The 14102-nt window shown below is 72.4% G+C and carries 13 protein-coding genes; 9 read left to right on the top strand and 4 right to left on the bottom strand.

Annotated features, from left to right (window positions below; genetic code table 11):
* Positions 1-76: 76 nt before the first annotated feature.
* Entirely contained in the window at positions 77-1294 is a 1218-nt protein-coding gene (locus ACFYOU_RS05460) for an alpha/beta hydrolase (RefSeq protein ID WP_391303794.1), read from the top strand.
* Between the two features lie 188 nt (positions 1295-1482).
* Here ACFYOU_RS05460 and ACFYOU_RS05455 read toward each other — a convergent pair whose 3' ends face one another.
* Entirely contained in the window at positions 1483-2493 is a 1011-nt protein-coding gene (locus ACFYOU_RS05455; RefSeq protein WP_391303793.1) for an aldo/keto reductase, read from the bottom strand.
* The gene (locus tag ACFYOU_RS05450; protein ID WP_391304206.1) at positions 2490-2984 is read right to left on the bottom strand and encodes a MerR family DNA-binding transcriptional regulator; all 495 of its coding nucleotides are present in this window, start codon (positions 2982-2984) and stop codon (positions 2490-2492) included. Before ACFYOU_RS05450 ends, ACFYOU_RS05455 begins: the two co-directional genes overlap by 4 nt.
* Positions 2985-3288: 304 nt before the next feature.
* Between ACFYOU_RS05450 and ACFYOU_RS05445 the strand changes: the two genes are divergently transcribed.
* Positions 3289-4128: a serine hydrolase gene (locus ACFYOU_RS05445; protein WP_391303792.1), complete on the top strand. Its 840-nt coding sequence runs from the start codon at positions 3289-3291 to the stop codon at positions 4126-4128.
* A 75-nt stretch (positions 4129-4203) separates the two neighbouring features.
* On the opposite strand, the gene ACFYOU_RS05440 is transcribed toward ACFYOU_RS05445, so the two are convergent.
* Positions 4204-4914, bottom strand: coding sequence for a pirin family protein (locus tag ACFYOU_RS05440; protein ID WP_391304205.1), 711 nt, complete (start codon positions 4912-4914; stop codon positions 4204-4206).
* 721 nt (positions 4915-5635) lie between these two features.
* On the opposite strand from ACFYOU_RS05440, the gene fasR reads away from it, so the two are divergent.
* The 5 genes from fasR (at position 5636) to fabF (ending at position 10558) form a co-directional block, all read left to right on the top strand.
* On the top strand, positions 5636-6766 hold the full coding sequence (fasR, locus tag ACFYOU_RS05435) for a fatty acid biosynthesis transcriptional regulator FasR (RefSeq protein ID WP_387004969.1): 1131 nt from the start codon (positions 5636-5638) through the stop codon (positions 6764-6766).
* A gap of 91 nt (positions 6767-6857) precedes the next feature.
* The gene (locus ACFYOU_RS05430; protein WP_391304204.1) at positions 6858-7862 is read left to right on the top strand and encodes an acyltransferase domain-containing protein; all 1005 of its coding nucleotides are present in this window, start codon (positions 6858-6860) and stop codon (positions 7860-7862) included.
* 31 nt (positions 7863-7893) lie between these two features.
* A complete protein-coding gene (locus ACFYOU_RS05425; protein WP_385487899.1) occupies positions 7894-8895 on the top strand; it encodes a ketoacyl-ACP synthase III in 1002 nt (333 codons plus the stop codon).
* Between the two features lie 72 nt (positions 8896-8967).
* Positions 8968-9216: an acyl carrier protein gene (locus ACFYOU_RS05420; protein ID WP_210875806.1), complete on the top strand. Its 249-nt coding sequence runs from the start codon at positions 8968-8970 to the stop codon at positions 9214-9216.
* Positions 9217-9292: 76 nt separating this feature from the next.
* A complete protein-coding gene (gene fabF, locus ACFYOU_RS05415; RefSeq protein ID WP_389762773.1) occupies positions 9293-10558 on the top strand; it encodes a beta-ketoacyl-ACP synthase II in 1266 nt (421 codons plus the stop codon).
* A 105-nt stretch (positions 10559-10663) separates the two neighbouring features.
* On the opposite strand, the gene ACFYOU_RS05410 is transcribed toward fabF, so the two are convergent.
* Positions 10664-11158, bottom strand: a complete 495-nt coding sequence (locus ACFYOU_RS05410; protein WP_389762774.1) for a DUF3145 domain-containing protein — start codon at positions 11156-11158, stop codon at positions 10664-10666.
* Positions 11159-11580: 422 nt separating this feature from the next.
* Between ACFYOU_RS05410 and ACFYOU_RS05405 the strand changes: the two genes are divergently transcribed.
* Positions 11581-12498, top strand: a complete 918-nt coding sequence (locus tag ACFYOU_RS05405; RefSeq protein WP_391303791.1) for an SGNH/GDSL hydrolase family protein — start codon at positions 11581-11583, stop codon at positions 12496-12498.
* 95 nt (positions 12499-12593) lie between these two features.
* Positions 12594-13922 (top strand): pyroglutamyl peptidase, encoded by a 1329-nt coding sequence (locus ACFYOU_RS05400; protein ID WP_391303790.1) that lies wholly within the window; start codon positions 12594-12596, stop codon positions 13920-13922.
* Positions 13923-14102: the final 180 nt, after the last annotated feature.

Here is a 14102-nt window from a genome sequence, read left to right as displayed (position 1 = left end):
GGACGAAGGGACAACGGACATGAGCGTCAAGTCTCCTACACGTCACAGGAGTTGGTCGATCGCACACGCGATTCCGATGCAACGGGGGAAGCCTGGTGCGGGTCGGCCTGTCCGCACCTCGCGCCAGGTGCGGGCGCTGCGCCAGGAGCGTGGGTGGCGGGTCCTGGTGGCGACCCTGCTCGTCCTCACGGCCGTGGCGGGCACGGTGGGGTGGACCCTGGAGAAGGGAGAGACGCCCCGGACGGGGCCGCCTCCGGGCATCACCGCGTGGCGGGCCGACCGGGTGTTCGGCGTGCCACTGCCCGACCCGGTCAGGGACCCGCCCTCCGCAGCGAGGGAGTTCTTCGCTGCGCTCAGCGAGGCCAAGGCCAGAGCCCTGGCAAGACGACACCCCGGCGTGGTGGGGAACCTCGACGGTGCGCCGGTCTCCCTGCGGTACGAGGCGAACGCCCGTGCTCTGCGCCTCGGGCGCTCGGAACAGCGGGTGCGGTCCGTGAACCCGGCTGTCCCACCAGCCGGCAGAGCGCAGGCGAGGGAACTCGCGGCCCGGTACTCCGCTCTGCTCACTCCGGGGCGGCAGATCCTGGCATTCGACCCGCGCGGACGCGGACAAGTGGCGGAGGTCCACGGAGACCTCGGCAGGGCCCGCCACGTCTCCGTGATCGTGCCGGGCTCCGACAACGACCTGAGTACGTTCGACCGGAGCCGTGACGCGTACAGCACACCCTCGGGGATGGCGCGGTCGCTGCGCCGGGCTGCGGGGGACGACATCGCGGTGATCGCCTGGGTCGGCTACACCACCCCGACGGGTCTCGGCCCGGACGCGGCCACCGCACGGCTCGCGGCCGCGGGAGCTCCCCGGCTGAACCGCTTCGTGACCGCACTCCCCACCGTGGACGGCGCTCCGAGACCCGTCGTCTTCTGTCACAGCTACGGCTCGGTGGTGTGCGGGCTGGCCGCTTCGGGACTGGCCGCCTCGGAGTTGGTGGTGTTGGGTTCGCCCGGACTGCGGGCCGATGACGTGGCCGACCTGCGGACCCGTGCTCGGGTCTGGGCCGCGAGAGACGACAGTGACTGGATCAGGAGGGTGCCGAACGTCGAGTTCCTCGGGCTCGGCCACGGCAGGGATCCCGTTGACCCCGCGTTCGGAGCACTGCGCGTTCCCACCGGGCAGGTGAAGGGGCACACGGGCTACTTCGCTCCGAACACGGAGTCCCTGCGGGCGTTCGCGGAGATCGCCACGGGCAGCGGCACGGTCACCGGGCGCCCTCCGGCGGACAGCGACGCACCGTGAGCAGAGCTCTGGTCGGACGGAACGCCTTCTGATGACCGGACACGGAGCGGGTGGGTCCGGCAGAGGAGCGCCGACGGGGCCGTTCCCCGCAGGGATGTGGTCCTCGCTCTGCGATGGGTCTGACGCCCGACCGGGCCAAGCCCGGAGCAGCGCGGCCCTCCAGCGGTCGGGACCGAGGCGCGGAACGGCTACGCGCGGTTGGCCGAGGTGAAGGACATGTCGGCGTAGCGGTCGCCCGAGACCTGTGCGGCGATGGGTTCCAGGAGGGACAGTTCCTCGGCGGTGAGCGTGACGCGGGTCGCGGCGGTGTTCTCCTCGACCCGATGGCGGGAGCGGGTGCCGGGAATGGGGATCACGGGCAGGCCGTGGACATCGGCCCGCTGGTGGACCCAGGCGAGGGCGATCTGTGCGGGTGTGACGTCATGGGCGTCGGCGACAGCGCGAATCGGCTCCAGGAGGCCGGCGTTGGCGGTGGCGTTGGCCCCGGTGAAGCGAGGTTGCAGACGGCGGAAGTCCTGAGCGCTGAGGTCGCTGTCGGCGTTCGCGAAGGAACCCGTGAGGAAACCGCGGCCCAGGGGCGAGTAGGGCACGAGGGCGACACCGAGGTCCGCGGCGGTGGGGACGACGCCCTGTTCGATGTCCCTGCTGAACAGGGACCACTCGGACTGTAGGGCGGCTATCGGGTGGACGGCGTGGGCCGCCCTCAGTTCCGAGCCGGTGACCTCGCTGAGTCCGAGGTGTTTGACCTTGCCGGCCTGGACGAGTTCGGCCATGGTCCCGACTGATTCCTCGATCGGGACGGCCGGGTTGCGGCGGTGCATGTAGTAGAGGTCGATGGAGTCGGTGCCGAGACGCTGGAGGCTCGCATCGACGGCGGCACGAATGTAGGAGGGGTCGTTGTTGACGTGCCGCCCGGTCGGGTCGTCGGGGTTGATCGACAGGGCGAACTTCGTGGCGACGAAGATGTCGTCGCGGTGGGCCTTGAGGAAGGGGGCGAGGAAGCGTTCGTTGTCCCCGTCGCCGTAGACGTCCGCGGTGTCGTAGAAGGTGACGCCGAGTTCCAGGGCACGTTCCAGGGTGGCCCGGGCTTCCTGGGCGTCGGTGGGCCCGTAGGCGAAGCTCATGCCCATGCAGCCGAGCCCTTGGGCGCCGACCGCGGGGCCGTGGGTGCCGAGGCGGGTGGTGGTGAGGGGAGTCATCGGGAGGAGGTCCCTTCGGAGACGGAGGAGGTGGGGGAAGCGGAAGAAGCGGAGGCGTAGTAGTCGATCTTGTGATTGAGGACGGCGAGGGTGCCGTGGAGTTCGGCGATGCGGGCCAGGACCTCACGGCGGGTGGCTTCCAGGAGCAGTCGACGCTCGGGGAAGGTCTCGTCCCCGCCGCGGACGAGTTCGGAGAAGCGGACCATGTCGGCGACCGGCATGCCGGTGAGGCGGAGCTTGCCGACCAGGTCGAGCCAGTCCAGATCCTGGTTGCGGTAGCGACGTTGGCCGGCGTGGGAGCGGTCGATGTGCGGCATCAGGCCGATCCGCTCGTACCAGCGCAGGGTGTGGGCGGAGAGGCCGGTGAAGGCGGCGACCTCGCTGATGGTGTAGAGGTCCTGCCCGGCAGGGCGGGGGTGCGGGGCGGGGTCAGCCGTGCAGGAGCGCCCTGCATCCGTGGTCGGGGCGATCGAATCCGTCGCACCGTTCAGGTCGGCCGTGTCCGTTCCCGCGGCGCCCGCGAGGCCGGCACTCGCGGAACGGACGGGGCCCTTGCCGTCCAGGGGACCGGAAGAGCCGGAGGAACCGTCCGAGTCGATCCACCCGGGCGTGGGGGCGAGAGAGGTCTGGGTCACCGTGTCCGTCACCGTCATGCCCTCAACGCTAGGACCTTGGAGTGCACTCCAAGCAAGCACCGGACGGAACGGGAGGGCGCACGGGAGCCCGCGGGGGTCGGGAGAAGGGCCGGCGAGGGCAGCCGAGAGGGGTGGTCCACGGGGTGGATAGGCTCGAAGGATGCAGAGCCTTGGGTTGATGGAAGGGTGGCCGGTGCCGGCTGCCGCTGGAGCCGTGGTGCGGTCGAACGGCACGTTGGCGGGAGCCTTCGGCGCCACCGGACACCGGTTCGCGCTGGCCTCGGTGACCAAGCCGTTGACGGCGTACGCGGTCCTCGTGGCGTACGAGGAAGGTGCGGTGGAGCTGGACGAGCCCGCAGGGCCGGCCGGCGCCACGGTGCGGCACCTGCTCGCCCACACCAGTGGGCTGGCGTTCGACGAGCACAAGGTGGTGGCGGAGCCCGGGGTACGGCGGCTCTACTCGAACGCCGGCTTCGAGGTGCTGGCCGATCACGTGGCGAAGGCAGCCGAGATGCCGTTCGGGGAGTACCTACGGCAGGCGGTACTGGAGCCGTTGGGGATGGTGGACACGACGTTGGGGGGTGACGGCTCGGCGGCGAAGGACGGGGTGTCGACGGTCGACGACCTGGTGCGGTTCGCGGCGGAGGTGCAGGCGCCCAGGCTGCTCGATCCGCGAACGGTGGCGGAGGCGATGACCGTGCAGTACCCGGGGACCAAGGGGGTGCTGCCGGGGTACGGGCACCAGAACCCGAACGACTGGGGGCTCGGGTTCGAGGTCCGGGACGCCAAGTCACCGCATTGGACGGGTAGTGCGTCGTCACCGCGGACGTTCGGGCACTTCGGACAGGCGGGCACGTTCCTGTGGGTGGACCCGGATGCGCGATGGGCGGACGGCCGGGGCACCGGGGCGGCCTGCGTCGCGCTCACGAACCGGGCGTTCGGACCGTGGGCCGTGGAGGTGTGGCCCAAGCTGACCGATGCGGTGCTCGCCGAGCTCTGATCGAACCGCAGCGCCCCCTTCCCGGTCCGCGCCCACAGCGGGGGTGACGGCCCGGGGTCAGGGACGGGCGAGGGGTCAGGGGCGGGCCATCTCCCAGACGAGGACGTCAGCGGGGGTGACCGCTCTGAGCTCCAGGCCCTCGGACTCGGTGAGCCGGGCCGCGTCACCGGGCCCGAGGAGTTCGCCGGACGCCGGGGCTCCGGGACGACCGTCGGATGCGGTCCCCTCGGCGGCGGAGGACGACAGCCGGAGTTCACCGCGGACCACGTGGACGTACACGTATGCGGCATCGGGAACCACCGTGCGCTCGGCCGGGGCGAGGCGGCGCACATGGAGCGTGGCGGCGGCCTCGGGCACCGCGTACGGGGTGGAGTCGGCGATGCCGCGGACGATCTCGTAGCGGGGTTCGCCGGCCGGGGTGAGGGGGGCGAGCCACATCTGGACGAAGACCAGCGGGTCCGTACCGTCGTTGCGTTCGACGTGGCGCACGCCGCTGGCGGAGCTGAGGTGCTGGACGTCGCCGGCGCGGACGAGGGAGGCGTGGCCCTCGGAGTCACTGTGGGTCAGTTCGCCCTCGACGACCCAGGTGATGATCTCGGTGTGGCTGTGGGGGTGCTCGTCGAAGCCGGCGCCGGGGGCGAGCCGTTCCTCGTTGCAGGCGATGACCGCACCGAAGCGGAGGTTGTCCGGGTCGTAGTGGGGCCCGAAGGAGAACGCGTGCCGGGACTCGATGCCCGCCGCGGGGTCGCCTCCGGGATAGCGCTCAGCGGCGCGGCGCACGTTGATCACACTCCACACGGTAGTCGCCCCGGCCGGGGCGACGCTGCGGGGGTGGGGCCCTTCGTCCGGTCGGCGGGCTCGCGGTCCCTGAAGACCGCTGGCCGAACGGCCGGGCGGCTCGACGCACGGACGGGTGCGGGCCGCGGGGTGCGCACGACCACGGACCCGGGGCCGTGCGCGGCGGGGCACCGGAAGGCCGGGCCCGCGCCACGACGTGCACGCCGCGGCCCGCCCCGCCGCCCCGCCGCCCGTCAGGTGTGCCGTCGGGTCGGCCGGTCGATCGGCTGCTCGGTCGGCTGCTCGGCCCCGGCGATACGTTCGGCCGTCCTGATAAGGCAGTCTTGTCCCCGTGTCCGAACCCGAAGTCGGTAAGACCGACCCCGCAGCCCCCGGCGCATCGCGCGATTCCGCCTCCGGTTCGCCGCGCGGGGCGAGCCGGAGTGGACCACGCACACCGGAGCCCGGAGCGTCCGGCCCCACCCGCGGCGGAGCTGCGCACGACGGCCCCGATCACGGCGGACTTGCCCACGCCGCCCCGGGGAACGGCGCCTCGGGGAACAGCCTCCCGGGGAACGGCGCCCCGGGGAACCTCGGACCCGCCGAGGACCCCGACTGGCCCGACGCCGCCGAGCACCCCGCCCGCCGCAGCCCCACCGAGGACAGTTCCTCGGCCGGGCGCCCGCGGGGCCGCACCCGGGCCCACCCCCATGCGGGCACCCTCCGACGTCTGGAACAGTCCTCCGGCAGCCTCGCCGCGCAGGCCATCGCCCGGATGGACGAGACGCTGTCCTGGTACCGGGCGATGCCCCCGGAGAACCGTTCCTGGATCGGCCTGGTCGCCCAGGCCGGCATCGCGGCGTTCACGGAGTGGTTCCGTCACCCCGACGCGCCGCAGGCGATCTCGACGGACGTGTTCGGCACGGCCCCGCGCGAACTCACACGGGCGATCACCCTGCGCCAGACCGTGGAGATGGTGCGGACGACGATCGAAGTGATGGAGTCCGCGATCGACGAGGTCGCGGCGCCCGGCGACGAGTCGGTGCTGCGCGAGGCGCTGCTCGTCTACGCACGGGAGATCGCCTTCGCGACGGCACAGGTCTACGCCCAGGCGGCGGAGGCCCGGGGCGCGTGGGACGCCCGGCTGGAGTCGCTGGTGGTGAACGCGGTGCTGTCGGGCGAGGCCGACGAGGGCGCGGTGAGCCGGGCCGCGGCGCTGGGCTGGAACGCCCCGGACCACGTGTGCGTGGTGCTGGGGACGGCACCGGACGGGGACAGCGAGCTGACGGTGGAGGCCATCCGTCGGGCGGCGCGCCACGCGAAGCTCCAGGTGCTGACGGGGGTGCTCGGGGACCGGCTGGTGGTGATCGCGGGCGGTAGCGACAACCCGTTGCAGGTGGCGAAGTCGCTGATCGGACCGTTCGCGGCGGGTCCCGTGGTGGCGGGGCCGATCGTGCCGGACCTGCTGGCGGCCACCCGGTCCGCGCAGGCGGCAGCGGCGGGGCTGAAGGCGTGCGGGGCGTGGCAGGACGCGCCGCGTCCGGTGCTGGCCGACGACCTGCTCCCGGAGCGCGCCATCGCGTCGGACCCGTCAGCGCGTGATCAGCTGGTGGAGGAGATCTACAGACCGTTGGAGGAGGCCGGCTCGGCGTTGCTCGAAACGCTGAGTGTCTATCTGGAACAGGCGAGCAGTCTGGAGGGTGCGGCTCGGATGCTGTTCGTGCACCCGAACACCGTGCGCTACCGGCTCCGACGTGTGACTGACGTCACCGGTTGGTCACCCTCTGACGTGCGGTCGGCGTTCACTCTGCGAATCGCCCTGATCCTCGGACGCCTCGCCGATGGGGATGTCCCGACTTAGCCGGTCTTGTTGGGGGCCTACAATTCCCCCCTCGGTTCTTCGTCCCTGTCCCCACGGGCGGGTTCCACCCTCTACAAGAGAGAGTGTGAGTGTGCTCGTACTCGTCGCTCCCGGCCAAGGCGCGCAGACGCCCGGCTTCCTGACCCCCTGGCTCGACCTGCCCGGTGCCACCGATCGGGTGGCCGCCTGGTCGAAGGCCATCGATCTCGACCTGCTGCACTACGGTACGCAGGCCGACGCGGACGCGATCCGTGACACGGCGGTCGCGCAGCCGCTGCTGGTGGCTGCCGGAATCCTGTCGGCGGCGGCCCTCGCGGGCCCTGACGCCTTGGCGTCGCTCCCCAGCGGTGACGGCTTCGACACGGGCTCCGACGCTCCGGTCCCGTCGGCCCTGCCGGGGGTGACGGCGGACGTCGTCGCCGGTCACAGCGTCGGCGAGATCACCGCCGCCGTGTTCGCGGGCGTGCTGGACCCGGTGGCCGCGCTGCGGCTGGTGCGGGTCCGCGGGCTGGCGATGGCCCAGGCCGCCGCGGTGACGGACACCGGGATGGCGGCGCTGCTCGGCGGTGACCCGGAGATCGTGGTGCCGCACCTGGAGCGGCTGGGGCTGACCCCGGCGAACGTGAACGGGGCCGGTCAGATCGTCGCGGCCGGCACGACCGAGGAACTCGCCGCGCTGGCCGAGGACAAGCCGGAGGGGGTGCGTCGCGTGGTGCCGCTGAAGGTGGCGGGCGCGTTCCACACCCGGCACATGGCCCCGGCGGTGGACGTCCTGGGCGAGGCCGCCCGGGAGCTGGCGCCCGCGGACCCCGCGGTGGCGTACGTGTCGAACCGGGACGGCCGGGTGGTGGAGTCGGGCGCCGAGGTGCTGGACCGGCTCGTCGGTCAGGTCGCGAATCCGGTGCGCTGGGACCTGTGCATGGAGACGTTCAAGGAGCGCGGCGTGACCGCGCTGGTGGAGGTGTGCCCCGGTGGGACGCTGACGGGACTCGCGAAGCGGGCCCTGCCGGGTGTGCCGACGCTGGCGCTGAAGACCCCCGACGATCTCGACGCCGCTCGTGCGCTGATCGCCGAGCACGCCGGGCAGACGGCCTGAGCCCGAGCCTGACAAGGAGAGTCCGGAGAGCATGGCGAAGATCAAGACCGGTAGGGGCGCCGCGTACGCGCGCATCCTCGGGGTCGGCGGCTACCGTCCGACGCGGATCGTGCCGAACGAAGTGATCCTGGAGACGATCGACTCGTCCGACGAGTGGATCCGTTCGCGGTCCGGGATCGCCACCCGGCACTGGGCCAACGACCAGGAGACCGTGTCGGCGATGTCCCTGGAGGCTTCGGGGAAGGCCATCGCGAACGCGGGGATCACTCCGGGGCAGATCGGCGCGGTCGTGGTGTCGACGGTGTCGCACTTCAAGCAGACGCCGGCGGTGGCCACCGAGATCGCGGACCGGCTCGGTACGCACAAGGCCGCGGCGTTCGACATCTCGGCGGGTTGCGCGGGCTTCGGCTACGGGCTGACGCTGGCCCGCGGCATGGTCGTCGACGGCAGCGCCGAGTACGTCCTGGTGATCGGCGTGGAGCGGCTGAGCGATCTGACGGACCTGTCGGACCGGGCGACGGCGTTCCTGTTCGGTGACGGGGCGGGCGCGGTGGTCGTGGGCCCGTCGAAGGAACCGGCGATCGGCCCGACCGTGTGGGGCTCCGAGGGCGACAAGTCGGAGACCATCAAGCAGACGGTGCCGTGGACGGACTACCGTGACGGCACGGTCGAGAAGTTTCCCGCGATCACGCAGGAGGGCCAAGCGGTGTTCCGCTGGGCCGTGTTCGAGATGGCGAAGGTGGCCCAGCAGGCGCTGGACGCCGCCGGGATCACCGCGGACGACCTGGACGTCTTCATTCCGCACCAGGCCAACATGCGGATCATCGATTCGATGGTGAAGACCCTCAAACTGCCGGAGCACGTGACGGTCGCCCGCGATGTGGAGACCACCGGCAACACATCGGCAGCCTCGATTCCGCTCGCGATGGAGCGGCTCCTGGCGACCGGTGAGGCGAAGAGCGGTGACACCGCGCTCGTCATCGGATTCGGGGCGGGTCTCGTGTACGCCGCCACGGTCGTTACTCTCCCCTAGGCATCCGTGCCGGATCTTCGGGTCCGTCCGGAGGCTGACCCACCTCTGTTAGTGACAAGAAGGAGCGCCAACATGGCCGCCACTCAGGAAGAGATCGTCGCTGGTCTCGCCGAGATCGTGAACGAGATCGCCGGCATCCCCACCGAGGACGTCCAGCTGGACAAGTCCTTCACCGACGACCTCGACGTCGACTCGCTGTCCATGGTCGAGGTCGTCGTCGCCGCCGAGGAGCGGTTCGACGTGAAGATCCCGGACGAGGACGTCAAGAACCTCAAGACGGTCGGTGACGCGACCGAGTACATCCTGAAGCACCAGGGCTGATCGCAGGCCCGGTATGCCTGCCGCCACCCGGCGGTGGCGCCGCTGAATCCCTCGTAACCGTGGAGAAAGAATTCCTGTGAGCTCGACCAATCGCACCGTGGTCGTCACCGGTATCGGCGCAACCACACCGCTGGGTGGCGACGTGGCCTCGACCTGGGACGGCCTGGTGAACGGCCGTTCCGGTGTCCGGCTGCTCGAAGAGGAGTGGGCGACGGACCTGCCGGTCCGGATCGCCGCTCGGGTGGCCGTGGAGCCCGGTGAGGTGCTTCCCCGCCCCCAGGCCCGCAAGCTGGACCGTTCGGCGCAGTTCGCGCTGGTCGCGGCCCAGGAGGCGTGGCGGGACGCCGGGTTCACCGCGCGGGCCGGTGAGGACGCCTCGGTGGACCCGGACCGGCTGGGCGCGGTGATCGCGTCGGGCATCGGCGGGGTGACGACCCTTCTCGACCAGTACGACGTACTGAAGGAGAAGGGCGTGCGCCGGGTGTCTCCGCACACGGTGCCGATGCTGATGCCGAACTCCCCCTCGGCGAACGTGGGGATCGAAATGGGCGCCCGGGCCGGGGTGCACACTCCGGTGTCGGCGTGCGCTTCGGGCGCGGAGGCCATCGGCTACGCCATCGAGATGATCCGTACGGGTCGTGCGGACGTCGTGGTGGCGGGCGGCACGGAGGCGGCGATCCATCCGCTGCCGATCGTGGCGTTCGGCAACATGATGGCGATGTCGAAGAACAACGACGACCCCGCGGGGGCCTCGCGCCCCTACGACGAGGCCCGCAACGGCTTCGTGATGGGCGAGGGCGCGGGCGTGATCGTCCTGGAGTCGGCGGAGCACGCGAAGGCCCGGGGCGCCCGGATCTACGCGGAGGCCATCGGTCAGGGCATCTCGGCGGACGCGCACCACATCACCCAGCCGGAGCCCTCGGGCAAGGGCATCGCCCAGGCGCTGCACAATCTGATGGACGCAACGGACCTGAAGCCGGCGGAGATCGTGCACGTGAACGCGCACGCGACGTCGACGCCGCAGGGTGACGTGGCGGAGGTGAAGGCGTTGCGCAAGGTGTACGGCGACGACGTCGACCACATGGCGATCTCGGCGACGAAGTCGATGACGGGCCATCTGCTGGGCGGCGCGGGCGGTGTGGAGACGGTGGCGTCGATCCTGGCGCTGTACCACCGGATCGCCCCGCCGACGATCAACCTCGACAACCTGGACCCCGAGGTCGACGCGGACGTGGTCCGTGGTGAGGCGCGGGCGCTGCCCGCGGGCACGATCGCCGCGCTGAACGACTCGTTCGGCTTCGGCGGACACAACGTGGTCCTCGCGTTCCGCTCGGTCCAGTAGTCCGGCGGTTCGCCCGGGACGTCCACGGGGGTTCCCGGAGGCGTCCCGCCCGTGAACAGAGTGAGGGGCCCCACCGTTCGGTGGGGCCCCTCACGCCGTTCGGTGTCAGACGACCTGGTGGAGCCAGCGGACGGGGGCGCCCTCGCCGGCGTAGCGGAAGGGCTCCAGTTCGTCGTCCCAGGGCTTGCCGAGGAGCTTGGCGATCTCGGCCTCCAGGCTGGTCCCGTCGCGCTGGGAGCGGGCGAGGGCGGCGCGCAGCCGGTCCTCGGGGATGAGGATGTCGCCGTGGATGCCGGTGACCGCGTGGAAGATCCCGAGGTCGGGGGTGGAGCTGTACCGTTCGCCCTCGGCGGTGGCACAGGGCTCGGCGGTGACCTCGAAGCGGATCAGGTCCCAGCCGCGCAGGGCGGAGGCGAGCTGGGAGGCGGTGCCCGCTCCGCCCTTCCAGGAGAACTCGGTGCGCCACGTCCCCGGTGCCGCGGGCTGCCTGATCCAGTCGAGGTTGACGCGCGTTCCGAGTACGCCCGCGACCGCCCATTCGACGTGCGGGCACAGCGCGCGCGGTGCGGAGTGCACGTACAGGACTCCACGTGTCGTCACCGGGACCTCCAGGGTGGGGCGAGGGGTCGCCGTGGTCCGGCGGTCCCGCTCCTGTGCCGAGCGATTCTTCCTCAGATTCGATGGAAAACCATGAAAAGCAGACAGATGTGACGTGGTGTAATTTACCGGATACCGCGTCGTGCGGCGCCACGGGGCGGGTCCGACCCGCCCCGTCACCGCCGGACGGCGGTCACGGGCACCACGGGGCCGAGGCTACCGTGCGGCGGGGCGGGGAGTGTGACGTACTGTCGGTCCCCATGGCCACGAGCCCCGCGCTTTCACCCACGGGGACGCCCGGCAGGAACGCCCCGCCCGCTCCCGGTCACGGGTCGTCACGGTGTTTCCGCCAGGCCCTAGTTTCCGCCCGGACTCAACCTCCGGGCCCGCCAGGACGTCGTGGAAGGCGACAGAGGGGAGCCGGAATGCGCAGGCGCAGTCACCGTTCACAACCCGCCGGTCGGCGGTCGCGGACCGTCGTGGCCACCACCGCGGCCGTACTGGTGGGGGCGGTGGGGATGAGCGGGTGCGACGCGATCGGCGGGAACGAACCCGGGCCGTCGAACGCCTCGCAACGGGGCGAGCAGAAGCGGCAGAAGCCGGCGTGGGACCGCAGTCCGCAGTCGTTGGCCGCGGTCGGCGACTCGATCACCCGTGCGTTCGACGCGTGCTCGGTGCTGTCGGACTGTCCGGAAGCCTCGTGGGCGACCGGTTCCGATGCGGACGTGCGCAGCCTCGCGGTGCGGCTGCTGGGACCGGCGAAGGCGGCCGAGCGGAGCTGGAACTACGCGAAGACCGGCGCCCGGATGGTCGATCTGCCGGAGCAGATGCACCAGGCTGCGGCGCACCGGCCCGAACTGGTGACGGTGCTGGCGGGGGCGAACGACGCGTGCCGCTCGTCGGTGCGGTCGATGACTCCGGTGGCGGACTTCCGGGCGGACTTCTCGCAGGCGCTGCGCGGACTGCGGCGCCAGTCGCCCAAGTCGCAGGTGTTCGTGGCGAGCGTGCCGGACCTGAAGCGGTTGTGGTCCACCGGCCGGAGCAACCCCATGGGCAAGCAGGTGTGGAAGCTGGGGATCTGCCCGTCGATGTTGAAGGACTCGGACGCCGTCGACGCGAAGGCGGTGGCCCGGCGGGCGGCCGTGCAGCAGCGGGTCGTGGAGTACAACCGGGTGCTCAAGGAGGTCTGCGCGAAGGACCTGCGGTGCCGGTACGACGACGGGGCGGTGTTCTCGTACCGCTTCGGGGACGAGCAGTTGAGCGAGTGGGACTGGTTCCACCCCAGCAAGGACGGTCAGTCCGAGTTGGCGGAGATCGCGTACCGGGCGGTGACGGCCCGCTAGGGCAGGGGCACCGGTGGGGTGGGCGGATCGCCCCTGGCGCGGGCGACTCCTCTCCCGGGATACTGCGTCCACCCCACAGGCAACGGAGGTTCCCCATGGACGCTTCGGCACCGATACGCACCCGCGTGCTCACGGTCGCCACCGCACTGCTGCTCGGCCTCACCGCGGCTCCCGCCCCGGCTGCGGAGAACAGCACCGGCGGCGCTGCCGGACCCGGTGCCGCGCCCGTGTCCCTTCCGACGGCGGAGGAGCAGCGGCTCGACCGGGCGGTGCCCCGGGAGGTGCTGCGGCGCTCCGGGTTCGACGCGGTGGCACCCTCGTTCGCCCGGGCGTTGGACGGGGCGGACGGGTGCCGGGAGGCGCAACGGGTCGTCGCGCGGCACGGGGCGCGGTTGTGGGAGCGGGCCGTGGACCGGGTGCAGGGCCGGGGGCCGTCGGGCGGGGACCTGAGCCGGGACGACGACCGCCCGCTGTACTGGGCCCGGCTCGCGATGGTGCGGGAACTGCGCACCTGGGAGCCGGCTGCCGGGCTGACCGCCGATCGGCGGGCCCGGCTGCTGGACCTGTTGGAGACGGTGTCCCGGGGCCAGGACTCGATCCGGTTCGCCGACCGCTCCGACTCCGACGACCGGCCCGACGACCGGCGCGGGGAGGGCGGGCGGGAGCGGCCGTTGCGCGTCCTGGTCACCGGGTTCGACCCGTTCACGCTCGACCGCGACGTGCGGATCAGCAATCCCTCGGGAGCCGCGGCGCTCGCCCTGGACGGCACGGTGATCCAGACGGAACGGGGTCCGGCCCGGGTGGAGGCGGCCGTGTTCCCGGTGCGCTGGCAGGACTTCGCGGACGGGGAGGTGGAGCGGGCGCTGCGTCCCCACCTCGGGCGGGTGGACCTCCTGACGACGGTCAGCCAGGGCCGCCCCGGCCGGTTCGACGTGGAGCGGACCAACGGGGCGTGGCGCGGCGGGTTCCCCGACAACGAGAACGTGGGGCGTACCGGGAAGGTGCCGGTCGCCGGGGCGGCGGGGCCGGAGTGGACGTCGAGCACCCTGCCGTACGCGGCGATCGTCGCGGCGGAGACCGGGCGGTTCCCGGTGCGGGACAACACCTCCGTGACGGAGGTTCCGGCGGGGGGCACGGCCCCGGTGGACCGGGCGGACGGGCCGACGCCCGGGTCCAGTGCACGGGCCGGGGGCGGCGGCAACTACCTGTCCAACGAGATCGCCTACCGGGCGACCCTGCTGCGGGACCGCTTCGGCCCGGCGGGGCTGCCGGTGGGGCACCTGCACACGCCGGTCCTGGCGTTCGGAGCGGGGAACACCGACCCGGCGACCGGAACGGTCAGCGATCCGGAGTTCCTGCGCAACCGGGCGGACATCGTGCATCAGGTGCGGGCGGTGCTGGCCGTGGCGGTCGCCGCCCGCTGAGGCCCCGCGGCGCCCGTCCCGCACCGCGTGCGCACCGCACTGGGGCGGTGGGGCCGGGCCGGGGGCGGGCGGCCGGGGGGCCCGGGCCGGCCCCCCCCGCGGGGGGGGGGGCCCCCCCCGGGGGGGGCGGGGGGGGGGGGGCGCCGGGGGGGGGCCCCCCCCCGGGCGCGCCCCCCCGGG

The sequence above is a fragment of the Streptomyces sp. NPDC005955 genome, from assembly GCF_042871255.1.
GTDB lineage: Bacteria > Actinomycetota > Actinomycetes > Streptomycetales > Streptomycetaceae > Streptomyces.
This window is presented reverse-complemented; position numbering and strand designations above follow the sequence as displayed.

Bases quoted from the DNA above. Each gene is read 5' to 3' on its own strand.
- ACFYOU_RS05400 (WP_391303790.1), top strand. From the start codon at position 12,594: ATGGACGCTTCGGCACCGATACGCACCCGCGTGCTCACGGTCGCCACC.
- ACFYOU_RS05420 (WP_210875806.1), top strand. From the start codon at position 8,968: ATGGCCGCCACTCAGGAAGAGATCGTCGCTGGTCTCGCCGAGATCGTG.
- ACFYOU_RS05455 (WP_391303793.1), bottom strand. From the start codon at position 2,493: ATGACTCCCCTCACCACCACCCGCCTCGGCACCCACGGCCCCGCGGTC.
- ACFYOU_RS05460 (WP_391303794.1), top strand. From the start codon at position 77: ATGCAACGGGGGAAGCCTGGTGCGGGTCGGCCTGTCCGCACCTCGCGC.
- ACFYOU_RS05425 (WP_385487899.1), top strand. From the start codon at position 7,894: ATGGCGAAGATCAAGACCGGTAGGGGCGCCGCGTACGCGCGCATCCTC.
- ACFYOU_RS05405 (WP_391303791.1), top strand. From the start codon at position 11,581: ATGCGCAGGCGCAGTCACCGTTCACAACCCGCCGGTCGGCGGTCGCGG.
- ACFYOU_RS05445 (WP_391303792.1), top strand. From the start codon at position 3,289: ATGCAGAGCCTTGGGTTGATGGAAGGGTGGCCGGTGCCGGCTGCCGCT.